The following is a 24,078-nucleotide window of genomic DNA, read 5'->3' as shown; positions in this document are numbered from 1 at the left end:
TGGGAGAGGTTTTTTTAAACAATAAGGAGATGAAAAAAGATGAAGCTTCCCGCTTATATTGATATGCCGTTTCAAGAATGGAAAACATCCTTTTCTTTTTTCAATGAGGTATCCGTAAGATTTTCCGAGACAGACATGTTTGGGCATATGAATAATGTAACCCCTTTTATATATTTTGAGGAGGCGCGGATTTCTTATTTTAAGAAGCTGAATATGATGAGTGAAAACAAACAGACCATGACAGTCGTGGCAAGCCAGCAATGCGATTATTTGCGCCAAGTCATGCCTTATGAAGAGTTGCGTATCTATGTGAAAACAAGCGCAGTCGGCAGTTCATCTCTTACCTTGCACTATCTCGGAGAGAACCTCGAAGGCGAGCCCTGCTTCACCGGGACAGTCGTGATGGTTCAAGTCTCAAAGGAAAGCGGCAAGGCTGTCAGCTGGACGGATGAGGAGAAAGAAACGCTTCTTCATACACGATAAACTAATTATCTTGTAAACGTCACCTCCTGCGCCCTTCTTACATATGATATCTCGACTATATCAAAACCCATTCGTTTCTGATTCGCTCTCACCTTAGCAAGGAGGGTTACAATACTTGAAGGAGAAAGAATTTCAATCGAAGCCGCTGCTAACGAAAAGAGAAAGAGAAGTGTTCGAATTGCTCGTTCAAGATAAGACAACAAAGGAGATTGCAAGCGAGCTATTTATCAGTGAGAAAACCGTTCGAAACCATATTTCAAATGCCATGCAGAAATTGGGTGTGAAAGGGCGTTCGCAAGCCGTTGTTGAGCTTCTTAGAATGGGTGAGCTAGAGCTTTAATCCTTGCCGGTATTCCTTCTTTTGGAAGGAGCCGGTTATTGCTGTTTGTTTGGAACATTCGAAACCATATTTGGAATGCTGTGCAAAACGTAGGCAAGTCATAAATTAAATTTTATTTCTTGATGTTGTTTGACTAAAGTCCTCTATTTCTCTCCTGCGAGTCTTGCATTTTCTTCAAAAAAGAAGGAAAATAGACACGGAACGCTTTTGTGCGTAAGAGATCCTTGAGTGAGGGATGGACAAATGACATCAAAACCTTTGGAGCATGTTGCGGATATTGAAAAGTCACTCCGCCACATTGCCGCGATCATTAAGCAAAAAGGACGAGAAATCCTTAACCAATATGCGATTACGCCGCCGCAATTTGTCGGCTTGCAATGGCTTTATGAATTAGGAGATATGACAATCGGTGAATTATCGGGCAAAATGTATCTGGCATGCAGCACGACAACAGACTTAATCGACCGCATGCAAAAAAATGAGCTTGTTGAGCGGGTCAAGGACCCGGCGGACAGACGTGTTGTCCGGATACATCTGCTGCCTGAAGGAGAACGGATTATCCAAGAGGTCATTACAAAAAGACAGGAATATCTGCGTGATATGTTCGAATCGTTTACAGATGAAGAAATAGCCATCTTCGAAAAATCTTTGATGAAACTGCAGCATGAAATGAAGAGAAAATGAGGCGATTTTGTTGGAACAACCAATAGGAGTCATTGATTCCGGGGTTGGCGGTTTAACCGTTGCGAAGGAAATCATGAGACAGCTACCTAAAGAAAATATTATCTACGTCGGGGATACGAAACGGTGTCCTTATGGGCCGCGCCCTGAAGAAGAGGTGCTTCAATATACGTGGGAGCTGACGAATTATTTACTCGAAAACCACCACATCAAAATGCTGGTGATCGCCTGTAATACAGCAACAGCGATCGCATTGGATGACATCCAGCGAAGCGTCGGTATACCGGTGGTCGGAGTGATTCAGCCTGGTGCGAGAGCAGCGATAAAAGTAACGGATAATCAGCATATCGGTGTCATCGGCACAGAGAATACGATTAAGAGCAATGCATACGAAGAGGCGCTTTTGGCATTAAACCCTGATCTGAAGGTTGAAAACCTTGCCTGCCCGCTGCTTGTGCCTTTTGTGGAAAGCGGGAAGTTTCTCGACAAAACAGCAGACGAGATTGTCAAAACCTCGCTGTATCCGTTAAAAGATACATCGATTGATTCGCTGATTTTAGGCTGCACCCACTATCCCATTTTGAAAGAAGCCATTCAAAGATATATGGGAGAACACGTTAACATTATTTCGTCCGGCGATGAAACAGCCCGGGAAGTCAGCACGATTCTCTCGTATAAAGGGCTGCTGAACCAGTCTGCGAATGCCCCGGATCATCAGTTCTTGACAACAGGAGCGCGTGATCAGTTTGCGAAAATCGCAGACGATTGGTTTGGCCATGAGGTGGGCCATGTGGAATGCATCTCACTGCAAGAACCGATTAGAAGATAGTTTTCCCCGCAACGTTATGTTGCGGGTTTTTTTCTGTTTTGCCGGAATTCTTCGGTCTATTTCCTAAAGAGGCTCGTATACATAATAGTACAAACATCCTTAGGAGGGAAAAGTATGCTGAAAAAAGGACCTGCAGTCATTGGTGCCACTTGTCTCACCTCTGCCTTGCTTTTATCCGGATGCGGTTTGTTTCAATCTGATAAGGCAGCCGAGGAAATTGATCCGCCTCAAGACGTTACATTCGTGAACGATGAAGCGGGTGCCAATTCAAATACAACAGCAGCCAAAAAAACAGAAAGTGAAAAAAGCGATACCGCAAAAGCGGATCAGGCCTCATCTACTGTCATGAGGGAGCTTTATCTCATTGATAAAAACGGGTATGTTGTTGCGCAAACGCTGCCTCTTCCTAAAAGTGAGAGCACGGCTAAGCAGGCGCTTGAATACCTCGTACAGGGCGGGCCTGTGTCTGAAATTCTTCCGAATGGCTTCAGAGCGGTATTGCCGGCTGACACAACTGTTAACGTTGACATCAAAAAAGATGGAACCGCGATAGCTGATTTCTCTAATGAGTTCAAAAATTATAAGAAAGAAGACGAACAGAAAATCGTTCAGTCTGTGACGTGGACGCTGACGCAATTTAGTTCGATAGATAAAGTGAAGCTGAGAATAAACGGGCATGAACTGAAGGAGATGCCTGTAGGAGGGACACCGATCTCAGATGATTTAAGCCGCAAAGACGGCATTAATTTGGAGACAGCCGGTGTAAATGATCTCACTGCTACCCATCCGCTGACAGTCTACTACTTGGCGGAAAACGAAGACAGTGAATACTACGTGCCGGTGACCAAACGAATCGACAATTCGGAAAAAGACGACATCACAGCAGCCATTAATGAATTGGCTAAAGGCCCAAGCAAGGTGAGCGGGCTGTTAACAGACTTCAGTGAAGATGTAAAGCTGGTCAGCAAACCGAAAATCAAAGACGGGCGCGTGACGTTGGATTTCAATCAATCTATATTCGGCAGCGCCGATGAGAAGACGAAAATGATTTCTTCAGAAGTGCTGAACAGCATTGTGCTCACGTTAACGGAGCAGCCGGATATAAAAGGCGTGTCTGTTAAAGTGAACGGAAAATCAGAGCTGGTAAATGAAAAAGGCGAAAAGCTCACAGAACCGGTCTCCAGACCATCTCAAGTGAATACGGGTAGTTTTTAAATTGGGATTTTTGATATACTAGAAAGAAAGAGGTTAGCGTTCCGGCTGCCTCTTTCTTTATTCAATTCCGGGACAAAAATGGTTTATGTACATACAATCGGAGGTAAAACATGAGACATGACGGAAGACAACACGATGAGCTGCGTCCAATCACATTCGATTTGGATTTTATCAGCCATCCGGAAGGTTCTGTTCTAATAACAGCGGGAAATACAAAGGTAATCTGCAACGCGTCTGTTGAGGACCGCGTACCGCCGTTTTTGCGGGGCGGAGGGAAAGGCTGGATTACAGCAGAGTACAGCATGTTGCCGCGGGCAACAAACCAAAGAACAATCAGAGAATCTTCTAAGGGGAAAATTTCCGGCAGAACAATGGAGATCCAACGCCTGATCGGCCGCGCGCTTCGAGCTGTTGTAGATCTGGAAAAGCTCGGTGAACGGACGATTTGGATTGACTGTGATGTCATTCAAGCTGACGGAGGAACTAGAACAGCTTCCATTACAGGCGCATTTCTTGCTATGGCGATTGCGATTGGCAAGCTGATCAAAGCAGGAACAATCAAGACAAATCCGATCACTGATTTTCTTGCTGCAATCTCTGTTGGAATTGATAAGGAACAGGGAATTTTGTTAGATTTAAATTATGAAGAAGATTCCTCCGCTGAAGTTGACATGAATGTCATCATGACAGGCAGCGGCCGTTTTGTGGAACTGCAGGGAACCGGGGAAGAGGCGACTTTTTCAAGAGAGGATCTGAACGGTCTTCTGGGTCTTGCGGAAAAAGGAATTCAAGAGCTGATTGACAAGCAAAAAGAAGTGCTGGGTGATTCTCTGCCAGAACTGAAATAAAGACAGAAAGGCTTGATCATCATGAAAGAAGCAATTATTGCGACACATAATCCGGGAAAAGTGAAGGAATTCAAAGAAATTCTTGAGCCAAGAGGCTATGATGTCAAATCTTTAGCTGAAATTGGATTCACAGAAGAAATTGAAGAAACAGGCCATACATTTGAAGAAAATGCCATTCTGAAAGCGGAAGCTGTTGCCAAAGCAGTGAACAAAATGGTGATTGCGGACGACTCCGGTCTATCAATCGATAATCTTGGCGGCAGACCCGGGGTTTATTCAGCCCGCTATGCAGGGGAACAGAAAGACGACCAGGCAAATATCGAAAAAGTGCTCAGCGAGCTGAAAGGTATCGAAAAAGAACAGCGCACCGCCCGTTTCCGCTGCGCACTGGCCGTGAGTATTCCCGGTGAGGAAACAAAAACAGTCGAAGGCCATGTTGAAGGGTATATTGCCGAAGAACCGAGAGGAGAATATGGCTTTGGCTATGACCCAATCTTTATCGTGAAAGATAAAGATAAGACAATGGCTGAACTGACAAGTGATGAAAAAAATAAAATCAGCCATAGGGCTGACGCGCTTAAAAAGCTGTCTAAGCTTTTGGAGGCATAAGGAGGAAGCTTGTACATGAACGTGCTGATTATCAGTGACAGCCATGGGCTTGAAGAAGAACTCCAAACCATTGCGAAACGGCATGAGGCAGAAGTTGATCTCATGATTCATTGCGGGGACTCTGAGCTTGAAACGGGGCATCCTGCATTGGAGCCTTATGCGGTTGTAAAAGGCAATTGCGATTTTGCCGGCGATTTTAAGGACGAGCTTCTTCTGACTGCCGGTTCAAGAAAAATACTGGTCACACACGGCCACCTTCACGGTATAAAACAGACCTTGTTAAACGTATACTATCGTGCAGAGGAGCTCGGAGCGGATATTATCTGCTTCGGGCATTCGCACATCGCGGGAAGCGAAGTGCTGCGGGGCAAACTGATGATTAACCCAGGCAGCATCCGGCTTCCGAGGGTGCGCAGGACAGAAAGCTATGCTATACTGACATTAGAAAATGATGCTGCGACAGTCCGTTTTTACGACCAAGCAGGCAATGAAATTGAGGATCTGCAAAACCGAGTCACACTATGAAAATGTCATGAGGAAGAAAATTTTCTTCCTCATGAAAAAAAATCTAAAAAACCGTTGACTTATTGTTGCATCCCATATATAATAAATCTTGTCGCTGATAGTTAAAGCGAAAAACAAAAAAACAAAACGTGTCCCAGTAGCTCAGCTGGATAGAGCAACGGCCTTCTAAGCCGTCGGTCGGGAGTTCGAATCTCTCCTGGGACGTACTAAAAGAAAAACCTCAAATCCATTTAGGATTTGAGGTTTTTTGTTGTCAGCTTATGATTTTCATTTGTTATTTAACGGATCATCATCCAAGCCGTCAACTTTTCCGTCTTTATTCAGACGAGGTTCTTCTTTTTTCACAGTTTCAGAAATATGTTCATTTTCTTCAACAGTGCGTTTACCGACAACCACTTCATCAGTGACAACTGGTTTTTTAGTCACTTCCAGCTTTTCCTCAACGATTGGAACTCTAATCTCTTCCGAATCGTTGACGGGAGCAGCGTCCGTTTTATTTTCATCCACTGGACGGCGTTCGACATAAATTTCATCATGTCTCACAGGAATGTCCATATCTCTTTTTTCTGTTTTCACTTCTTTTCCTATTTCTACTTCGCCGGTTTGAACGTCTTCCTTATCGACTTTCAGCTGTTCTTCCCGGAGCGGCATCGTTTTTTCTTCTTTCGTTGTATAATCCAATTCATTTGTGCTTGAAAAGCCGCCTGAAAGGGCATTGCCGTTATCAATAGGAGCATTTACATCTGCATCTGTATCGACGGCTACCAGAAGTTTTCCGTCGTCCAAATCTTCTTGATACTTGTCTATTTCATCCGTTTTAATATCCAATTCGGATAATGCTTTGCTGTGTGTAGCAGTATCATCCATTGTGAAATAATCTTTCAGTTTATCGAAAAAAGATTCAGATTCGTCTTGATGTGCATCGATGGCTTGATTGACTTCTGTTCCTGTACGTGACTCCAAATAATCTGTATCTCGCCGGCTTGTCACAACAGAAATGTCATCAGAATCATAGCCTTTTGTGAGTAAGCCTTCAATCGCTGCGATGGTTTCCTGCGGGGTATCGTATACACCAACTATGCTTTTCATATCAATCTCCTCCTTTATGAATTTGCATTATATCGTTCATGTCGTTTGTAATTCCCGCTGTTTTTTAGATTAAACAAAATTGAAAACATCCGAGTTTTTTTAGAGAAAACTTTAATTAGAGTTTCCTGAAAAATGAATATACAGGAAAAGATATGAAAAAATTCATAGTCTTGCCGATATTTGTTATGTGAAACAATTAAATAAAGGAGTGTTTTCTTTTGAAAAAATGGTTCGTTGTTTTTTTCTTATTTGTTATTGCGCTGTTTCAATCGCTCCAAACAGTTAGCGCGGAAACAGTTGAATGGAAAGAAAGAGCAGATTTGCCTGAGCCGCGTGTCGGCGCAAGCAGCGGTGTAGTAGATGGAAAGATATATGTGATAGGTGGCGGAACTGTAAAACCAGATACTTATGGGAATCAAACGTTTGTCTATGATCCTAAAACAAATGAATGGACAAGAAAAGCCGACATGCCCACAGAGAGGGGAGGTGCTGCAACAGTTACAGTTGACGGTAAAATTTATGTCATGGGTGGAAGGTCAAACGATGGAGTTGTCAAGACAGTAGAAGTTTATGATCCAAAAAAAGATACATGGGAAAAATTAGATGATCTTCCCTTTGGAAATAATAAAGTTCCAGCTTATAAGATTTATGCAGAAGCTATAGGAAAGAAAATATATGTTGTGGCCTATGAAAATTCTAGATATGCAACGACTTACAGTTACGATCTCGAAACGAAAAAATGGGAGAAAAAACAGAATTTAAATTATGAAGTAACAGGAGCTTCTACTGCAGTAATTGATAATAAACTATATATTCTTGGCGGAACGCATTATATTCCCCAAATCGTTTATGTTTATGATCCAGAAAAAGACACATGGGCAGAAAATGGTAAAGGATTCACAGCAGGATATTATTCTGCGCTTGCTTATAAAGGGAAAATTTTGATGACTGGAGGTGTAAACCGAATTAAGGTGTACGATCCTAAAAGTCAATCAGTTACAGCAGTGACAAATCCGAAAGCGCTATACAGAATGGCGCATTCTTCTGCCATTATTGATGATACACTTTACGTAATTGGTGGAAGAGAAGAAAACTCCAGTTTTGGTGGAAGTTTTGGTGATAATGCAAATGCTAAAATTAAATCAGTTATATCTATTTCGCTCAAGGATTTAAACATACCATCCGATTCGGAGGAAACTCCGGGAGATAAGGATAAAGGATCAACAACACCTTCTGAGGATAACTCAGCAGAAGACGGAGACGCCCTTCTTGTTGTCACCATGGTAAACGGTTTGCAAAAAGAATATCAGCTGTCTATGAAAGAAGTGAACGGATTCCTCAAATGGTACAAGCAGCGTGATGCCGGAGAGGGACCAGGCTTTTATGAAATAGATGAGCATGACAACAACAAAGGGCCTTTTGAAAGTAAAAAGGATTATGTTGTGTTTAAAAACATCTTGATGTACGAAGTAAATAAATATAAATAAACCATCCATCCAAAAACCATCCAATGCAATGTTGGATGGTTCTTGTTGACTTACTCTATTAAACTTTAGAAGGGAAACGGTAAGAGATAGACAGACCTTCCCCTGCACCTATCTATCCTCATAAAGCAGTCTCACAATTCCTTCGTCATAAACACACTGTTTGGATCTTCAACATAGTCTGCAAACGGTTCACAGTACTGAAAATCGAAGCTTTCATACAACTTTCTTGCCGGCTCAAATGAAGCCATTGAACCCGTTTCTAAGCTTAACCGCTCATAGCCTCGCTTTCCAGCTTCTTCAATGATATGCTGGAGAACTTGTTTGGCAACGCCTTTTCTTAAATGTGATGCAGATGTTCGCATTGATTTGATTTCTCCGTGCCGGCTGTCCAGTTCTTTTAGCGCTCCGCAACCGGCTAGTTCATCACCCTCCCATGCACTCCAAAATGTTATTCCAGGGCCTCTTAGTTTCTCTAAACCTAAGGCATGGATGCTTTCCGGCGGGGACATAAGCGTCATGCTATGTAAATGCTCATTCACCAGTGAAACCACCTGATGTCCAGTTAAATCATCTATTTTTATATACATTTTATTCCTCCTCAAACATTCATCTTAATCATATTCCATCCTGTTTCCAACTATAAAGACAGAAAATCTGACAGTATTGAAGCACTTTTGGAATGTATGAGTTGCAGAAGATGCTTGAAAGAAAAAAAGGCCGAAATCGTTGTTCGGCCCTTGTAGTTTTCTTTAATATCTAAAGCCTCCATGCACACCGGCTGTTCCGCTGAACCCGCCGACGTGTGTCGCCGGAATACTGAACCCGCCGCTATGGCCGCTGAAGCCAGTGCCTGAAAATTGCTGCCCGAAAAAATCTGAAGTGTATGGATAAGAGGAGTACATAGCAGAGGGAGTGGTCAACGGGCTATATGCCTGGCTGAACGGCTGTCCGTATCCGTAGCCTCCAAATGGCTGATGGCTTTGCTGGTAAAAGGCAGGGACAGCAGGATAGTACTGCTGCGGAAAGCTCGGGAAGCTTGGAAAGCCTGCAGGGAATCCTTGCATGTCTGCTAATGATTTATTCATCGTATCACCTTTTCTTTGCAAGATACCATTAATGTATGCCGGGGAATAATAGGGGTGCCTATCCGAAATTGAAATGGATTGCAATATGATCTGTCAGACTCAATCCATATACGAACCGTAGCGTGTTATAAAATCTTACATATTTATTTAAAATTAAATAATTCTGGTGTATTGTTGATAGATTAATAAAAAAATTATAAAAACTTTTAACATTTGCGATTCCTTTTGTACCAATCATGAAAGCGTATACAATATAGATTGATTAATCAAAATTGTCTAATAATTTTAAAAAATGCTGTTGACACTGCGTCCAAAGCGGCGTAATATGAGTTCAACAAAAGATAAACGCAAGCTTCACAAGCGAAAATCATCGCAGTATGATTCTAAAAAAATGAAAAACAAACGACCTTCTTGAACAGCTGGAAAGCCGTTCCGAAGGCTGAATATGAAAAGCGCAGATGAGGATAAGTAGCCTTGAAAAAGCTTTCCACAGAGAACCGGGGTAGCTGAGAACCGGCGAAGCTTTACAAGGTGAACTCGCCTCAGAGTGCCAGTCTGAAATGACAGTAGGACTTGGCCGGGTGAACTTGATTCACTCGTTACTAAAGCGGATAGAAATATCCATGAGACGGCCGATTAACAGGCCGTAAACAAGGGTGGTACCGCGGAAAGAAAAGCCTTTTCGCCCCTTTTAGCTATCGCAGTTACTGCGCGGCTGATTGTGGGCGGAAGGGCTTTTTTTATTGAATAATCAGCTATCTAGCTAATGAAAAGATGATCTTTAAAGGATGAAAATCCAAAAGGAGGAACTAAAATGGGGACTAATGTACAGGTGGATTCAGCATCTGCCAAATGTACACAGACGATGAGCGGAGCATTAATGCTGATTGAATCATTAAAAAAAGAGAAAGTAGAAATGATCTTCGGTTATCCGGGCGGGGCTGTGCTTCCGATTTACGATAAGCTATACAATTCAGGGTTGGTACATATCCTTCCCCGTCACGAACAAGGCGCAATTCATGCAGCGGAGGGATACGCAAGAGTCTCCGGAAAACCGGGTGTCGTCATTGCCACGTCAGGCCCGGGAGCGACAAACCTTGTTACAGGCCTTGCTGATGCCATGATTGATTCATTGCCGTTAGTTGTCTTTACAGGGCAGGTAGCAACCTCTGTAATCGGGAGCGATGCATTTCAGGAAGCGGACATTTTAGGGATTACGATGCCAGTAACAAAACACAGCTACCAGGTTCGCCAGCCGGAAGATCTGCCGCGCATCATTAAAGAAGCGTTCCATATTGCAACAACTGGAAGACCCGGACCTGTATTGATTGATATTCCGAAAGATGTAGCAACAATTGAAGGAGAATTCAGCTACGATCATGAGATGAATCTCCCGGGATACCAGCCGACAACAGAGCCGAATTATTTGCAGATCCGCAAGCTTGTGGAAGCCGTGAGCAGTGCGAAAAAACCGGTGATCCTGGCGGGTGCGGGCGTACTGCACGGAAAAGCGTCAGAAGAATTAAAAAATTATGCTGAACAGCAGCAAATCCCTGTGGCACACACCCTTTTGGGACTCGGAGGCTTCCCGGCTGACCATCCGCTTTTCCTAGGGATGGCGGGAATGCATGGTACTTATACAGCCAATATGGCCCTTCATGAATGTGATCTATTAATCAGTATCGGCGCCCGTTTTGATGACCGTGTCACAGGAAACCTGAAACACTTTGCCAGAAACGCAAAGATTGCCCACATCGATATTGATCCAGCTGAAATCGGAAAAATCATGAAAACACAGATTCCTGTAGTCGGAGACAGCAAAATTGTCCTGCAGGAGCTGATCAAACAAGACGGCAAACAAAGCGATTCAAGCGAATGGAAAAAACAGCTCGCAGAATGGAAAGAAGAGTATCCGCTCTGGTATGTAGATAATGAAGAAGAAGGTTTTAAACCTCAGAAATTGATTGAATATATTCATCAATTTACAAAAGGAGAGGCCATTGTCGCAACGGATGTAGGCCAGCATCAAATGTGGTCAGCGCAATTTTATCCGTTCCAAAAAGCAGATAAATGGGTCACGTCAGGCGGACTTGGAACGATGGGATTCGGTCTTCCGGCGGCGATCGGCGCCCAGCTGGCCGAAAAAGATGCTACTGTGGTCGCGGTTGTCGGAGACGGCGGATTCCAAATGACGCTTCAAGAACTCGATGTTATTCGCGAATTAAATCTTCCGGTTAAGGTAGTGATTTTAAATAACGCTTGTCTCGGAATGGTCAGACAGTGGCAAGAAATTTTCTATGAAGAACGTTATTCAGAATCTAAATTCGCTTCTCAGCCTGACTTCGTCAAATTGTCCGAAGCGTACGGCATTAAAGGCATCAGAATTTCATCAGAAGCGGAAGCAAAGGAAAAGCTGGAAGAGGCATTAACATCAAGAGAACCTGTTGTCATTGATGTGCGGGTTGCCAGCGAAGAAAAAGTATTCCCGATGGTGGCTCCGGGGAAAGGGCTGCATGAAATGGTGGGGGTGAAACCTTGAAAAGAATTATCACATTGACTGTGGTGAACCGCTCCGGAGTGTTAAACCGGATCACCGGTCTATTCACAAAAAGGCATTACAACATTGAAAGCATTACAGTTGGACACACAGAAACAGCCGGCGTTTCCAGAATCACCTTCGTCGTTCACGTTGAAGGAGAAAATGATGTTGAACAGTTAACGAAACAGCTCAACAAACAGATTGATGTGCTGAAAGTCACAGACATCACAAATCAATCGATTGTCCAGAGGGAGCTGGCCTTAATCAAGGTTGTCTCCGCACCTTCAACGAGAACAGAGATTAATGGAATCATAGAACCGTTTAGAGCCTCTGTCGTTGATGTCAGCAGAGACAGCATCGTTGTTCAGGTGACAGGTGAATCTAACAAAATTGAAGCGCTTATTGAATTATTAAAACCTTATGGCATTAAAGAAATCGCGAGAACAGGTACAACGGCTTTTGCGAGGGGAACCCAGCAAAAGGCGTCATCCAATAAAACAATATCTATTGTATAAAACATAACAAGGGAGAGATTAAAATGGTAAAAGTATATTATAACGGTGATATCAAAGAGAACGTATTGACTGGAAAAACAGTAGCGGTTATCGGGTACGGTTCGCAAGGTCACGCACATGCCCTGAACCTTAAAGAAAGCGGAGTAGACGTGATCGTCGGTGTTAGACAAGGAAAATCTTTCACTCAAGCCCAAGAAGACGGACATAAAGTATTTTCAGTAAAAGAAGCGGCAGCCCAAGCCGAAATCATCATGGTTCTGCTTCCGGATGAGCAGCAGCAAAAAGTATACGAAGCTGAAATCAAAGATGAATTGACAGCAGGAAAATCATTAGTATTCGCTCATGGATTTAACGTGCATTTCCATCAAATTGTTCCTCCGGCGGATGTAGATGTATTCTTAGTGGCGCCTAAAGGCCCGGGACACTTGGTCAGAAGAACATATGAGCAAGGAGCTGGCGTACCTGCATTGTTCGCAATCTATCAAGATGTGACTGGAGAAGCAAGAGACAAAGCCCTCGCTTATGCTAAAGGAATCGGCGGCGCAAGAGCGGGCGTACTAGAAACGACATTTAAAGAAGAAACAGAAACAGATTTGTTCGGTGAGCAAGCAGTTCTTTGCGGCGGATTAAGCGCGCTTGTCAAAGCAGGATTTGAAACATTAACTGAAGCAGGTTATCAGCCTGAACTTGCATACTTCGAGTGTCTTCATGAGCTGAAATTAATCGTAGACCTTATGTATGAAGAAGGACTTGCAGGAATGAGATATTCAATCTCTGACACAGCACAGTGGGGAGATTTCGTATCAGGCCCTCGCGTTGTGGACGCTAAAGTAAAAGAATCTATGAAAGAAGTATTAAAAGATATCCAAAACGGTACATTCGCAAAAGAGTGGATCGTCGAAAACCAAGTAAACCGTCCTCGTTTCAACGCTATCAATGCAAGCGAGAACGAACATCAAATCGAAGTAGTGGGAAGAAAGCTTCGTGAAATGATGCCGTTTGTGAAACAAGGCAAGAAGAAGGAAGCGGTGGTCTCCGTTGCGCAAAATTAATTTTTTCGATACGACGCTTCGTGATGGTGAACAGTCCCCTGGAGTGAACTTGAATACACAGGAGAAACTTGCCATAGCTAAGCAGCTCGAAAGACTCGGGGCAGATATCATTGAAGCGGGATTTCCCGCTTCGTCCCGAGGTGACTTTTTAGCTGTTCAGGAAATCGCAAGAACCATTAAAAATTGTTCAGTAACTGGTCTGGCCCGTTGTGTAAAAGGTGATATTGATGCTGCTTGGGAAGCGTTAAAAGAAGGTTCTCACCCGAGAATTCATGTTTTTATCGCCACATCGGACATTCATTTGAAGCACAAGCTGAAAATGACACGTGAGCAAGTCATTGAAAGAGCGGTTGAAATGGTGAAATACGCAAAAGAACGTTTTCCGATTGTGCAATGGTCAGCTGAAGATGCCTGCCGCACTGAACTGCCGTTTCTAGCAGAAATCGTCGAGAAAGTGATTGACGCAGGCGCCAGTGTTATCAATCTTCCAGACACTGTCGGCTACCTGGCCCCGGCGGAATACGGAAATATCTTTAAATATATGAAGGAAAACGTTCCGAACATTCACAAAGCAAAGCTTTCAGCCCACTGTCATGATGATTTAGGAATGGCAGTCGCAAACTCTCTTGCTGCGATTGAAAATGGCGCTGATCAAATCGAATGCGCTGTGAATGGGATCGGTGAAAGAGCCGGAAACGCAGCATTAGAGGAAATTGCCGTAGCCCTCCATACCAGAAAAGATTTCTACCAAGTCGAAACAGGTATTACACTAAACGAGATTAAGAGAACAAGTGATTTAGTAAGCAAACTGACAGGCATGGCTGTCCCGCGCAACAAAGCGGTTGTTGGAGATAATGCATTTGCTCATGAATCAGGCATCCATCAGGACGGCTTTTTAAAAGAAAAATCGACTTATGAAATTATTTCACCGGAGCTTGTCGGCGTAACCGCAGATGCGCTTGTCCTAGGTAAACATTCCGGACGCCACGCATTTAAAGACCGGCTGACTGCTTTAGGATTCCAATTTGACAGTGAAGAGATTAATAAATTCTTTACGATGTTCAAAGAGTTGACTGAGAAGAAAAAAGAAATCACTGATGAGGATCTTGTTTCTCTTATTTTAGAAGAAAAAGTAACAGATCGCAAGATTGGGTATGAATTTCTTTCTCTGCAAGTACATTACGGAACAAGTCAGGTCCCTACGGCTACTCTTTCTTTGAAAAATCAAGAAAACGCAGAGCTTATTCAGGAAGCTGCAACTGGAGCTGGAAGCGTGGAAGCAATCTACAATACGCTTGAGCGCTGCATCGATAAGGATGTGGAGCTCTTAGACTACCGCATTCAGTCTAACAGAAAAGGCGAAGATGCATTTGCCCAGGTGTATGTAAGAGTTTTGGTGAACGGAAAAGAATCAGCAGGGCGGGGCATAGCGCAAGACGTATTAGAAGCATCAGCGAAAGCTTATTTGAACGCAGTAAACCGTCAATTGGTTTTCCAGTCGAATATGAGTGGGTTGAAAAACCACACAGCTGTCGGATCATAAAAGAAAGGAGAACGGTTAACTTGAAGAAACGTATTGCTCTATTGCCCGGAGACGGGATCGGCCCTGAAGTATTAGAATCAGCGACAGACGTACTGAAAAGTGTTGCCGAACGCTTTAACCATGAATTTGAATTTGAATATGGCCTGATTGGAGGGGCGGCTATTGATGAACATCATAACCCCCTCCCGGAGGAAACCGTTGCTGCTTGTAAAAATGCAGACGCGATATTGCTTGGCGCTGTCGGCGGACCGAAATGGGATCAAAATCCTTCGGAACTGAGACCGGAAAAAGGGCTGCTCAGCATCAGAAAACAGCTTGATTTGTTTGCGAACTTGCGGCCTGTGAAGGTATTTGAAAGCCTTTCTGACGCTTCGCCTTTGAAAAAAGAATATATAGATAATGTTGATTTCGTTATCGTTCGTGAGCTCACAGGCGGCTTGTATTTCGGCCAGCCGAGCAAACGCTATGTAAACACTGAAGGTGAGCAGGAAGCAGTAGATACACTGTTTTATAAGCGAACGGAAATTGAACGGGTGATCAGAGAGGGCTTCAAAATGGCGGCAGCCAGAAAAGGCAAAGTGACCTCTGTAGATAAAGCGAATGTTCTTGAATCAAGCCGGCTGTGGCGTGAAGTGGCTGAGGACGTTGCACAAGAGTTTCCTGATGTGAAGCTTGAGCACATGCTTGTGGATAACGCGGCCATGCAGCTAATTTATGCACCGAATCAATTTGATGTCGTGGTGACTGAAAATATGTTCGGTGATATTTTAAGCGATGAAGCGTCCATGCTTACAGGCTCGCTCGGAATGCTCCCGTCAGCCAGCCTATCAAGCTCTGGTCTTCATCTGTTTGAACCTGTTCATGGCTCCGCGCCTGATATTGCTGGTAAAGGGATGGCAAATCCGTTCGCAGCCATATTGTCAGCGGCAATGCTTTTGAGAACATCTTTCGGGCTTGAAGAGGAAGCGAAAGCTGTAGAAGATGCGGTAAACAAAGTCTTGGCTTCCGGAAAAAGAACAAGAGACTTGGCACGGGGTGAAGAGTTCAGCAGCACTCAGGCCATTACAGAGGAAGTTAAGGCAGCAATCATGAGTGAAAATACAATTTCTAATGTGTGACAGCTTACGTTAAGCGGTCTTAGCTCTAGGTAGAGGGAGGAAATAAAAGATGATGCCTCGAACAATCATCGAAAAGATTTGGGATCAGCATATTGTAAAACATGGTGAGGGAAAGCCGGATCTTCTCTATATTGATTTGCACCTCATTCATGAGGTGACGTCTCCTCAGGCATTTGAAGGCTTGAGACAAAAGGGAAGAAAGGTCAGAAGACCCCAAAATACATTTGCGACAATGGACCACAACATCCCGACTGTCAATCGTTTTGAGATAAAGGATGAAGTTGCGAAACGCCAAGTAACGGCGCTTGAAAGAAACTGTGAGGAATTTGGCGTGCGCCTTGCCGATCTTCACAGTGTGGATCAAGGGATTGTCCATGTCGTCGGCCCTGAACTGGGCTTAACGCTTCCGGGGAAAACGATTGTGTGCGGTGACAGTCATACATCAACACATGGCGCATTCGGCGCTCTTGCATTTGGTATCGGGACGAGTGAAGTTGAACATGTCCTTTCCACACAGACACTTTGGCAGCAGCGTCCAAAAACACTTGAAGTGCGCGTAGATGGAACGCTTCAAAAAGGGGTAACGGCAAAGGATGTCATCCTTGCTGTCATCGGCAAATACGGTGTGAAATTCGGCACAGGCTACGTCATTGAATACACTGGGGAAGTATTCAGAAATATGACGATGGATGAACGAATGACTGTTTGTAACATGTCAATTGAAGCAGGAGCAAGAGCAGGTTTGATTGCACCTGACGAGGTGACGTTTGAATATTGCAAAAATCGCAAGTACACGCCAAAAGGCGAAGAATTTGACAAGGCCGTAGAGGAATGGAAGGCGCTGCGCACAGACCCGGGCGCTGTTTACGATAAATCTATCGTCCTTGACGGCAACAAAATTTCCCCTATGGTGACATGGGGCATTAACCCGGGAATGGTTCTTCCTGTCGATTCTGAAGTTCCTGCGCCGGAAAGCTTTTCTGCAGAAGATGACAAAAAAGAAGCGATTCGCGCTTATGAATATATGGGACTCACTCCTCATCAGAAAATTGAAGACATTAAAGTGGAGCACGTATTTATCGGTTCCTGCACGAATTCCCGCATGACTGACCTTCGCCAGGCTGCTGATATGATCAAGGGGAAGAAGGTAGCTGACAGCGTAAGGGCCATCGTCGTGCCCGGATCCCAAAGCGTGAAGCTTCAGGCTGAAAAAGAAGGGCTTGACCAGATTTTCTTGGAGGCTGGATTTGAATGGAGAGAGTCAGGCTGCAGCATGTGTTTGAGTATGAATAATGATGTTGTTCCTGAGGGAGAGCGCTGTGCATCAACCTCTAACCGCAACTTCGAGGGCAGACAAGGAAAAGGTGCAAGAACACATCTCGTCAGCCCGGCAATGGCTGCGATGGCTGCCATTCACGGACACTTCGTTGATGTCAGAAAGTTTTATCAGGAAAAAACAGTTGTGTAAGGAGTGCGCGAGATGGAACCTTTGAAATCACATACGGGGAAAGCGGCCGTATTAAATCGGATCAATGTGGATACAGACCAGATTATTCCTAAGCAATTTTTGAAGAGGATTGAAAGAACAGGCTACGGGCGTTTTGCATTCTTTGACTGGAGATATGATGCGAATGGTGAACCGAACCCTGAATTTGAATTAAACCAGCCTGTTTATCAAGGAGCTTCCATTTTAATAGCGGGAGAAAACTTCGGCTGCGGGTCATCGCGTGAACACGCTCCGTGGGCACTTGATGATTATGGGTTTAAAATTATCATTGCACCGTCATTTGCTGATATTTTCCATCAGAACTGCTTTAAAAATGGCATGCTTCCGATCCGCATGCCATATGACAATTGGAAACAGCTTGTCGGCCAGTATGAAAACAAGTCATTGCAAATGACTGTTGACCTTGAAAATCAGCTGATTCATGACAGTGAAGGCAATCAAATTTCATTTGAAGTTGATCCGCATTGGAAAGAGATGCTGATCAACGGATATGATGAAATTTCATTAACGCTGCTGCTGGAGGATGAAATCAAGCAATTTGAATCACAAAGAAGCTCTTGGCTTCAAGCCTGAAAAAGCGGCCGGTATTTGTCCGGCGGCTTTTTTTGCCTAATGAAACCTTTCAATTCTTGTGTTTGTTCACAGGTGTTGATACACTTGAACAAAATAAATGCCTGAAAGGAATATAGGTATGACGCATGACAAGAAGAACGCAAAAATTATTCCTTTTCCTCATCTGAAAGACCGCCTTGTGGAAAAAGGGATGTCATCACTAAAGGAAAAAAAGTATCAAGAAGCGCTTGAACTGTTTTCAGAAGCGATGAAATATGATGATACTGAATCCGATCTTCACTTAGGGATGGCCATCTGCTTTTTAGAGCTGGGCGAGCTGGAAGAGGCAAAAAGCGTGTGCGAGAAGATGCTCAAAGAAGGTTATGGCCATTATTTTACGGTTTTGCAGGTGTACATGACCATCTTAATTCAGCTCAAAAAATATGAAGAAGTCAAAAGCACCATTGAAGCCGTTTTGGAAGAAAATCAGCTGCCGGCAGAAAGCGCCGAGCAATTTTATAAGCTGCTGGATTTCAGCCGGAAAATGACCGATCCGGATCGTGAGGACGAGGCTTGGGCCGAAGAATATGAGGATACAATTGACACCGAGAAAGTGCTGGCAAGCCCTGAGGAGCAAATGAATCTCATTCATTCCTTAAAAGACCGTAACGTAGCAAAGTATACAGGATTGCTCAAAACAATTCTCCAAGACCCCTCAGCCCATCCGATTATCAAAACGATGATTGTCATGCTATTGGCTGAGCATGAGTACAGTAAACCTGTGCACATTAGTAAATTTGGCGAGTCTTTGACAATTGAACCGTCTGAGATTGTTCCGCCTGATGCCGCCCCGATTCTGCACCGTGTTCTCAGGGTGCTGGATGAGACACTTGGAAATGAAAATCCTACCTTATATGCGGCAGTAGAAGAATTGTGGAGAAGACATTTGTACGTTTTATATCCGTTCCAGCCGAAATTGCTGTCGGCTGACCTTTGGGCGGCTGCCCTTCATAAAGTCGGTTACGAGATGCACGGGATTGAAATTGAAAGCGAAGAACTTCATATGATGTATGAATTTACAGACAGAGAACTCGATGAAGCTTGCACAATGTTAAAAGATATTGAAGAAATTTCTTATTTGTAAATCGCGCCATATAGTTGAAAGCGCTATGTGTTATGTTATAATATAGTGGTTGTATTTGTGTATAACGGGTTATAAGAAATACGGTTGGACAGGCTTTGCAGTTCATTATTAACATCTATACATAATGATTCTGATCTTTGGCAGCTTTGTTTTTGTTGGACGAAGCCGAATGATTGCTTTAGAATGGAAGACCGACACAACCTGAATAGATTTTTGGAGGGAAACACATGTCTGTAAAATGGGAAAAACAAGAAGGCAACGAAGGCGTTTTAACGGTTGAAGTTGATGCTGAAACGTTTAAAACAGCACTTGATGATGCATTTAAAAAAGTAGTAAAACAAGTTTCAATTCCTGGATTCCGTAAAGGTAAAATTCCTCGCGGATTATTCGAACAGCGCTTTGGCGTAGAAGCTCTTTACCAAGATGCTTTGGATATTCTTCTTCCTGTAGAATACCCTAAAGCGGTTGAAGAAGCTGGAATCGAGCCTGTAGACCGTCCTGAAATCGATGTTGAAAAAATCGAAAAAGGCGAAAGCTTAATCTTCACTGCGAAAGTAACAGTAAAACCTGAAGTGAAGCTTGGCGAATACAAAGGCCTGGGCATTGAAAAAGACGACACAACTGTAACTGACGAAGATGTTCAAAACGAACTAAAAGCCCTTCAAGAGCGTCAAGCTGAGCTTGTTGTAAAAGAAGAAGGCGCCGTTGAAGAAGGAAACACAGTTGTTCTTGATTTCGAAGGATTCGTTGACGGCGAAGCTTTCGAAGGCGGAAAAGCTGAAAACTACTCTCTTGAAGTAGGATCTGGCTCATTCATCCCTGGCTTCGAAGATCAGTTAGTTGGTCTTGAAGCAGGCGCTGAAAAGGATGTTGAAGTGACATTCCCAGAAGAATACCACGCTGAAGAGCTTGCAGGCAAACCAGCTGTGTTTAAAGTGAAAATTCACGAAATCAAAGCGAAAGAGCTTCCTGAGCTTGACGATGAATTCGCAAAAGATATCGATGAAGAAGTGGAAACACTTGCTGAATTAACTGAAAAAACAAAGAAACGTCTGGAAGAAGCAAAAGAAAACGAAGCTGACGCTAAATTACGTGAAGAGCTTGTTCTGAAAGCTTCTGAAAATGCTGAAATCGACGTTCCGCAAGCAATGGTCGACACTGAGCTTGACCGCATGCTGAAAGAATTCGAACAGCGTCTGCAAATGCAAGGCATGAACCTTGAGCTTTACACTCAATTCTCAGGTCAAGATGAAGCTGCGCTTAAAGAGCAAATGAAAGAAGATGCTGAAAAACGCGTAAAATCTAACCTGACTCTTGAGGCGATTGCGAAAGCGGAAAACCTTGAAGTATCAGATGAGGAAGTTGATGCTGAGCTTACTAAAATGGCTGAAGCATACAACATGCCTGTTGAAAATATTAAACAAGCCATCGGTTCTACTGACGCGATGAAAGAAGATTTAAAAGTTCGCAAAGCAATTGATTTTCTTGTAGAAAACCGTTAATATGGTGCATAATAATAGTAATAGTACTAATAAAACAGGGCGCGAATCATTCGTGCCTTGTTTTGTACAATTATGAGTTATCTCTTTTTCTTGGGGCAATATAGTTAATGCAGGGCTGTTTTTTGTCATACATATAGAATGTGCAAGTCAGAAACACATTGTTACCGTCTTTTTGGAAAGTATGGTAAAATGCAATACATACTCGTTCGTTTCAAGAATCATTTTCTTTTGCTCTGCCGGTAAAAGAAAAAGTGAGACAAGATTAAGGGGTGAAAGAATGTTTAAATTTAACGAGGAAAAAGGACAATTAAAATGCTCGTTCTGTGGAAAAACACAAGATCAGGTTCGTAAGCTTGTAGCTGGACCTGGTGTATATATATGTGACGAATGTATCGAACTCTGCACTGAAATTGTAGAGGAAGAACTCGGAACAGAAGAAGAAGTAGAATTTAAAGACGTACCAAAGCCTCAGGAAATTCGTGAAATTTTGAATGAATATGTCATCGGCCAAGATCAAGCGAAGAAATCACTTGCTGTGGCTGTGTATAACCACTATAAGCGCATTAACTCTAACAGCAAAGTTGATGATGTTGAGCTTTCAAAAAGTAATATTTCATTAATCGGCCCTACGGGAAGCGGTAAAACCCTTCTGGCGCAAACATTGGCTCGCATTTTAAATGTGCCGTTTGCGATTGCAGACGCTACATCTTTGACTGAAGCTGGATACGTGGGTGAAGATGTAGAGAATATTCTCTTGAAGCTCATCCAAGCTGCTGATTATGATGTGGAAAAAGCCGAAAAAGGCATTATCTATATTGATGAAATCGATAAAGTGGCTAGAAAATCTGAAAACCCGTCTATCACACGTGATGTGTCAGGTGAGGGTGTACAGCAGGCATTGCTTAAAATTCTTGAGGGTACAGTGGCAAGCGTACCGCCTCAAGGTGGACGTAAGCATCCTCATCAAGAATTCATTCAAATTGACACAACAAATATTTTGTTCATTTGCGGCGGAGCTTTCGATGGTATCGAACAAATCATCAAACGCCGTTTAGGCCAAAAAGTGATTGGATTCGGTGCCGACAATAAAGCTGCTGATCTTGAGAAAGAAGACCTTCTTTCAAAAGTGCTTCCTGAAGATTTGCTTCGTTTCGGGTTAATTCCTGAATTTATCGGACGTCTTCCGGTTATTGCAAGCCTTGAAAAGCTTGACGAAGAAGCATTGGTTGCGATCTTAACAAAACCGAAAAACGCTCTTGTTAAGCAATTCAAGAAAATGCTTGAGCTTGACAACGTTGAGCTTGAGTTTGAAGAAGAAGCGCTTTCTGAAATTGCTAAAAAAGCAATTGAACGCAAGACTGGAGCACGCGGACTCCGTTCCATCATTGAAGGCATCATGCTTGATGTGATGTTTGAGCTGCCTTCTCGTGATGACATTGAAAAATGTGTAATCACCGGGGCAACTGTGACACACGGAGAGCCTCCTCGCCTCTTATTAAAAGACGGCACTGAGGTAAGCCAAGATAAAACATCTGCATAAAGATAAGTACAAACCTCCTGAGTGGTAACACTCAGGAGGTTTTTTTGCATGCAACTCTTCTGGAAAAACGTTTATTCCCGTCTTCTATGGGAGATACTAGCAATCAGAGGAATGAATTGGATACATAAATTGTTTTTCAGGAGGGACCACCATGAGTTGGACAGGGATCGCGTTATTTATTCAGCTGTTTTTTGGGATCATCATCGGTTTGTATTTTTGGAATTTGCTTAAAAATCAAAGGACACAAAAGGTCACGATAGATAAAGAATCAAAGAAGGAAATGGAGCAGCTTCGGAAAATGCGCGCTATCAGCTTGTCCGAGCCATTATCTGAGAAGGTCCGCCCCAAAAGCTTTAAAGATATCGTCGGACAGGAAGACGGCATTAAAGCATTAAAGGCTGCTTTATGCGGGCCAAATCCTCAGCATGTGATTGTCTATGGGCCACCGGGAGTTGGGAAAACGGCTGCTGCGCGGCTTGTGTTGGAAGAAGCAAAAAAACATAAACAATCACCGTTTAAAGAGCAGGCTGTCTTTGTGGAACTCGATGCGACAACAGCCCGTTTTGATGAAAGAGGAATTGCCGATCCGCTCATTGGCTCTGTCCATGACCCGATATACCAAGGGGCCGGAGCGATGGGACAGGCTGGGATTCCGCAGCCGAAGCAGGGAGCTGTCACCCATGCCCATGGCGGTGTGCTGTTTATTGATGAAATAGGGGAGCTGCATCCTATTCAAATGAATAAAATGCTGAAGGTGCTTGAGGACAGAAAAGTCTTTTTAGACAGTGCGTATTACAGTGAGGAAAATACACAAATTCCGAATCATATTCATGATATTTTTCAAAATGGGCTGCCGGCTGATTTTCGCTTGATTGGCGCGACCACGAGAATGCCAAACGAAATTCCGCCAGCTATCCGGTCCCGCTGTTTGGAGGTTTTTTTCCGCGAGCTTGAAAAGGACGAGCTGAAAACGGTTGCTAAAACAGCAGCTGATAAAATTGAAAAAAATATCTCCGAAGAAGGACTGGATCTTTTGACCAGCTACACGCGGAACGGGCGGGAAGCCGTCAATATGATTCAAATCGCAGCGGGGATGGCTGTAACGGAGAATCGGAAAGACATTACGATTGAGGATATTGAATGGGTCATTCACTCCAGTCAGCTTACTCCAAAGCACGAGCAAAAAATCGGTGTTGAACCACAGGTTGGCATTGTAAATGGGCTTGCAGTCTATGGGCCTAACAGCGGATCGCTTCTGGAAATCGAAGTGAGTGTAACCTCGGCTCAAGATAAAGGATCAATTAACATCACAGGAATAGCTGAAGAAGAAAGCATCGGCAGCCAATCAAAATCAATCAGACGAAAAAGCATGGCGAAGGGTTCGGTTGAAAATGTATTAACCGTGCTCCGGACAATGGGAATGAAGCCTTCTGATTATGATATTCACATCAATTTCCCAGGAGGGATTCCAATTGATGGGCCGTCAGCAGGCATTGCGATGGCGGCGGGGATTTTCTCGGCGATACACAAAATTCCTATTGACAATACCGTTGCGATGACGGGCGAAATCAGCCTGAACGGTCTTGTGAAACCCATCGGAGGCGTCATTCCGAAAATAAAAGCGGCCAAGCAGTCCGGTGCGAAAAAGGTGATTATCCCATATGAAAATCAGCAGGCGATCTTAAAGCAGATTGACGGGATCAAGATTATTGCAGTGAAGACGTTCCAGGAAGTGCTTGATGAAATTTTAGTGAATCCGCCAACGGAACAAAAACCGTTTCATATTGAAATCAATAAAGAATCCGTTTAAACCCTATTTTGATAATAGGGTTTTTTTCATGAAGGACATCTTTTCCTTTTTCATATCAGAAAGAA

General features: G+C 43.5%; 23 protein-coding genes, 1 tRNA gene and 1 other annotated feature. Of the genes, 21 read left to right on the top strand and 3 right to left on the bottom strand.

Annotated elements, in window-relative coordinates:
- The first annotated feature begins 39 nt into the window (after positions 1-39).
- The 9 genes from AC0OMU_RS14780 (at position 40) to AC0OMU_RS14740 (ending at position 5,734) form a co-directional block, all read left to right on the top strand.
- The gene (locus AC0OMU_RS14780; RefSeq protein WP_015384296.1) at positions 40-483 is read left to right on the top strand and encodes an acyl-CoA thioesterase; all 444 of its coding nucleotides are present in this window, start codon (positions 40-42) and stop codon (positions 481-483) included.
- A gap of 115 nt (positions 484-598) precedes the next feature.
- Positions 599-823, top strand: a complete 225-nt coding sequence (gene gerE / locus AC0OMU_RS14775) for a spore germination transcription factor GerE (RefSeq protein WP_003184172.1) — start codon at positions 599-601, stop codon at positions 821-823.
- A 243-nt stretch (positions 824-1,066) separates the two neighbouring features.
- A complete protein-coding gene (locus tag AC0OMU_RS14770; RefSeq protein ID WP_003229573.1) occupies positions 1,067-1,507 on the top strand; it encodes a MarR family winged helix-turn-helix transcriptional regulator in 441 nt (146 codons plus the stop codon).
- Between the two features lie 7 nt (positions 1,508-1,514).
- Positions 1,515-2,333 carry a glutamate racemase gene (racE, locus tag AC0OMU_RS14765; protein ID WP_015251521.1) on the top strand — a complete coding sequence of 273 codons (819 nt, stop codon included), beginning with the start codon at positions 1,515-1,517 and terminating at the stop codon, positions 2,331-2,333.
- A gap of 114 nt (positions 2,334-2,447) precedes the next feature.
- Positions 2,448-3,548 carry a spore germination protein GerM gene (gene gerM, locus AC0OMU_RS14760; RefSeq protein WP_021480263.1) on the top strand — a complete coding sequence of 367 codons (1,101 nt, stop codon included), beginning with the start codon at positions 2,448-2,450 and terminating at the stop codon, positions 3,546-3,548.
- Positions 3,549-3,658: 110 nt separating this feature from the next.
- Positions 3,659-4,396 carry a ribonuclease PH gene (gene rph, locus AC0OMU_RS14755; protein ID WP_003246039.1) on the top strand — a complete coding sequence of 246 codons (738 nt, stop codon included), beginning with the start codon at positions 3,659-3,661 and terminating at the stop codon, positions 4,394-4,396.
- A 12-nt stretch (positions 4,397-4,408) separates the two neighbouring features.
- Positions 4,409-5,005, top strand: coding sequence for an XTP/dITP diphosphatase (locus AC0OMU_RS14750; RefSeq protein WP_015251523.1), 597 nt, complete (start codon positions 4,409-4,411; stop codon positions 5,003-5,005).
- Between the two features lie 15 nt (positions 5,006-5,020).
- Complete coding sequence (locus AC0OMU_RS14745) at positions 5,021-5,530, top strand: metallophosphoesterase (RefSeq protein ID WP_014664882.1); 510 nt, start codon at positions 5,021-5,023, stop codon at positions 5,528-5,530.
- 130 nt (positions 5,531-5,660) lie between these two features.
- A tRNA-Arg gene (locus tag AC0OMU_RS14740) sits at positions 5,661-5,734 on the top strand.
- A gap of 63 nt (positions 5,735-5,797) precedes the next feature.
- Here the strand turns inward: AC0OMU_RS14740 and AC0OMU_RS14735 are convergent.
- Positions 5,798-6,619 carry a YsnF/AvaK domain-containing protein gene (locus AC0OMU_RS14735; RefSeq protein WP_474241260.1) on the bottom strand — a complete coding sequence of 274 codons (822 nt, stop codon included), beginning with the start codon at positions 6,617-6,619 and terminating at the stop codon, positions 5,798-5,800.
- Positions 6,620-6,837: 218 nt separating this feature from the next.
- On the opposite strand from AC0OMU_RS14735, the gene AC0OMU_RS14730 reads away from it, so the two are divergent.
- Entirely contained in the window at positions 6,838-8,106 is a 1,269-nt protein-coding gene (locus AC0OMU_RS14730; protein ID WP_474222195.1) for a Kelch repeat-containing protein, read from the top strand.
- A 131-nt stretch (positions 8,107-8,237) separates the two neighbouring features.
- On the opposite strand, the gene AC0OMU_RS14725 is transcribed toward AC0OMU_RS14730, so the two are convergent.
- A complete protein-coding gene (locus tag AC0OMU_RS14725) occupies positions 8,238-8,693 on the bottom strand; it encodes a GNAT family N-acetyltransferase (protein WP_047182984.1) in 456 nt (151 codons plus the stop codon).
- Positions 8,694-8,855: 162 nt separating this feature from the next.
- Complete coding sequence (gene cotQ, locus AC0OMU_RS14720; protein ID WP_015483533.1) at positions 8,856-9,191, bottom strand: inner spore coat protein CotQ; 336 nt, start codon at positions 9,189-9,191, stop codon at positions 8,856-8,858.
- Positions 9,192-9,637: 446 nt separating this feature from the next.
- Positions 9,638-9,884, top strand: a binding site (T-box leader).
- 121 nt (positions 9,885-10,005) lie between these two features.
- On the opposite strand from cotQ, the gene ilvB reads away from it, so the two are divergent.
- The 11 genes from ilvB (at position 10,006) to lonB (ending at position 24,013) form a co-directional block, all read left to right on the top strand.
- Positions 10,006-11,730, top strand: a complete 1,725-nt coding sequence (gene ilvB / locus AC0OMU_RS14715) for an acetolactate synthase large subunit (RefSeq protein WP_015251528.1) — start codon at positions 10,006-10,008, stop codon at positions 11,728-11,730.
- On the top strand, positions 11,727-12,245 hold the full coding sequence (gene ilvN, locus AC0OMU_RS14710; protein ID WP_004399096.1) for an acetolactate synthase small subunit: 519 nt from the start codon (positions 11,727-11,729) through the stop codon (positions 12,243-12,245). Before ilvB ends, ilvN begins: the two co-directional genes overlap by 4 nt.
- Positions 12,246-12,268: 23 nt before the next feature.
- Positions 12,269-13,297: a ketol-acid reductoisomerase gene (gene ilvC, locus AC0OMU_RS14705; RefSeq protein WP_015384289.1), complete on the top strand. Its 1,029-nt coding sequence runs from the start codon at positions 12,269-12,271 to the stop codon at positions 13,295-13,297.
- Complete coding sequence (locus tag AC0OMU_RS14700) at positions 13,284-14,840, top strand: 2-isopropylmalate synthase (RefSeq protein ID WP_100506482.1); 1,557 nt, start codon at positions 13,284-13,286, stop codon at positions 14,838-14,840. The genes ilvC and AC0OMU_RS14700 overlap by 14 nt, the downstream gene beginning before the upstream one ends.
- Positions 14,841-14,860: 20 nt before the next feature.
- Positions 14,861-15,958 carry a 3-isopropylmalate dehydrogenase gene (gene leuB, locus AC0OMU_RS14695; RefSeq protein ID WP_015251530.1) on the top strand — a complete coding sequence of 366 codons (1,098 nt, stop codon included), beginning with the start codon at positions 14,861-14,863 and terminating at the stop codon, positions 15,956-15,958.
- A 49-nt stretch (positions 15,959-16,007) separates the two neighbouring features.
- Positions 16,008-17,426, top strand: coding sequence for a 3-isopropylmalate dehydratase large subunit (gene leuC / locus AC0OMU_RS14690; RefSeq protein WP_003229604.1), 1,419 nt, complete (start codon positions 16,008-16,010; stop codon positions 17,424-17,426).
- 12 nt (positions 17,427-17,438) lie between these two features.
- A complete protein-coding gene (leuD, locus tag AC0OMU_RS14685) occupies positions 17,439-18,038 on the top strand; it encodes a 3-isopropylmalate dehydratase small subunit (protein WP_063335546.1) in 600 nt (199 codons plus the stop codon).
- Between the two features lie 118 nt (positions 18,039-18,156).
- On the top strand, positions 18,157-19,161 hold the full coding sequence (gene ddcA, locus AC0OMU_RS14680; RefSeq protein WP_015483530.1) for a DNA damage checkpoint antagonist DdcA: 1,005 nt from the start codon (positions 18,157-18,159) through the stop codon (positions 19,159-19,161).
- A 227-nt stretch (positions 19,162-19,388) separates the two neighbouring features.
- Positions 19,389-20,663, top strand: coding sequence for a trigger factor (tig, locus tag AC0OMU_RS14675; RefSeq protein WP_014477565.1), 1,275 nt, complete (start codon positions 19,389-19,391; stop codon positions 20,661-20,663).
- Positions 20,664-20,940: 277 nt separating this feature from the next.
- Positions 20,941-22,203 carry an ATP-dependent protease ATP-binding subunit ClpX gene (gene clpX, locus AC0OMU_RS14670; RefSeq protein ID WP_003229613.1) on the top strand — a complete coding sequence of 421 codons (1,263 nt, stop codon included), beginning with the start codon at positions 20,941-20,943 and terminating at the stop codon, positions 22,201-22,203.
- 151 nt (positions 22,204-22,354) lie between these two features.
- On the top strand, positions 22,355-24,013 hold the full coding sequence (gene lonB / locus AC0OMU_RS14665) for an ATP-dependent protease LonB (protein ID WP_015483529.1): 1,659 nt from the start codon (positions 22,355-22,357) through the stop codon (positions 24,011-24,013).
- The last annotated feature ends 65 nt before the right edge of the window (positions 24,014-24,078 follow it).

The organism is Bacillus sp. FAU18 (assembly GCF_056033885.1).
Note: the sequence above shows the minus strand (reverse complement) of the source record. Positions and strands in the feature narration are given on the sequence as shown.

What these genes read in the sequence shown, in the direction of transcription:
- gerM (WP_021480263.1), top strand. Translation starts at nt 2,448, where the DNA reads ATGCTGAAAAAAGGACCTGCAGTCATTGGTGCCACTTGTCTCACCTCT.
- AC0OMU_RS14725 (WP_047182984.1), bottom strand. Translation starts at nt 8,693, where the DNA reads ATGTATATAAAAATAGATGATTTAACTGGACATCAGGTGGTTTCACTG.
- AC0OMU_RS14770 (WP_003229573.1), top strand. Translation starts at nt 1,067, where the DNA reads ATGACATCAAAACCTTTGGAGCATGTTGCGGATATTGAAAAGTCACTC.
- clpX (WP_003229613.1), top strand. Translation starts at nt 20,941, where the DNA reads ATGTTTAAATTTAACGAGGAAAAAGGACAATTAAAATGCTCGTTCTGT.
- AC0OMU_RS14780 (WP_015384296.1), top strand. Translation starts at nt 40, where the DNA reads ATGAAGCTTCCCGCTTATATTGATATGCCGTTTCAAGAATGGAAAACA.
- AC0OMU_RS14745 (WP_014664882.1), top strand. Translation starts at nt 5,021, where the DNA reads ATGAACGTGCTGATTATCAGTGACAGCCATGGGCTTGAAGAAGAACTC.
- lonB (WP_015483529.1), top strand. Translation starts at nt 22,355, where the DNA reads ATGAGTTGGACAGGGATCGCGTTATTTATTCAGCTGTTTTTTGGGATC.
- leuC (WP_003229604.1), top strand. Translation starts at nt 16,008, where the DNA reads ATGATGCCTCGAACAATCATCGAAAAGATTTGGGATCAGCATATTGTA.
- ilvB (WP_015251528.1), top strand. Translation starts at nt 10,006, where the DNA reads ATGGGGACTAATGTACAGGTGGATTCAGCATCTGCCAAATGTACACAG.
- cotQ (WP_015483533.1), bottom strand. Translation starts at nt 9,191, where the DNA reads ATGAATAAATCATTAGCAGACATGCAAGGATTCCCTGCAGGCTTTCCA.
- tig (WP_014477565.1), top strand. Translation starts at nt 19,389, where the DNA reads ATGTCTGTAAAATGGGAAAAACAAGAAGGCAACGAAGGCGTTTTAACG.
- ddcA (WP_015483530.1), top strand. Translation starts at nt 18,157, where the DNA reads ATGACGCATGACAAGAAGAACGCAAAAATTATTCCTTTTCCTCATCTG.
- rph (WP_003246039.1), top strand. Translation starts at nt 3,659, where the DNA reads ATGAGACATGACGGAAGACAACACGATGAGCTGCGTCCAATCACATTC.
- leuD (WP_063335546.1), top strand. Translation starts at nt 17,439, where the DNA reads ATGGAACCTTTGAAATCACATACGGGGAAAGCGGCCGTATTAAATCGG.
- ilvC (WP_015384289.1), top strand. Translation starts at nt 12,269, where the DNA reads ATGGTAAAAGTATATTATAACGGTGATATCAAAGAGAACGTATTGACT.
- AC0OMU_RS14735 (WP_474241260.1), bottom strand. Translation starts at nt 6,619, where the DNA reads ATGAAAAGCATAGTTGGTGTATACGATACCCCGCAGGAAACCATCGCA.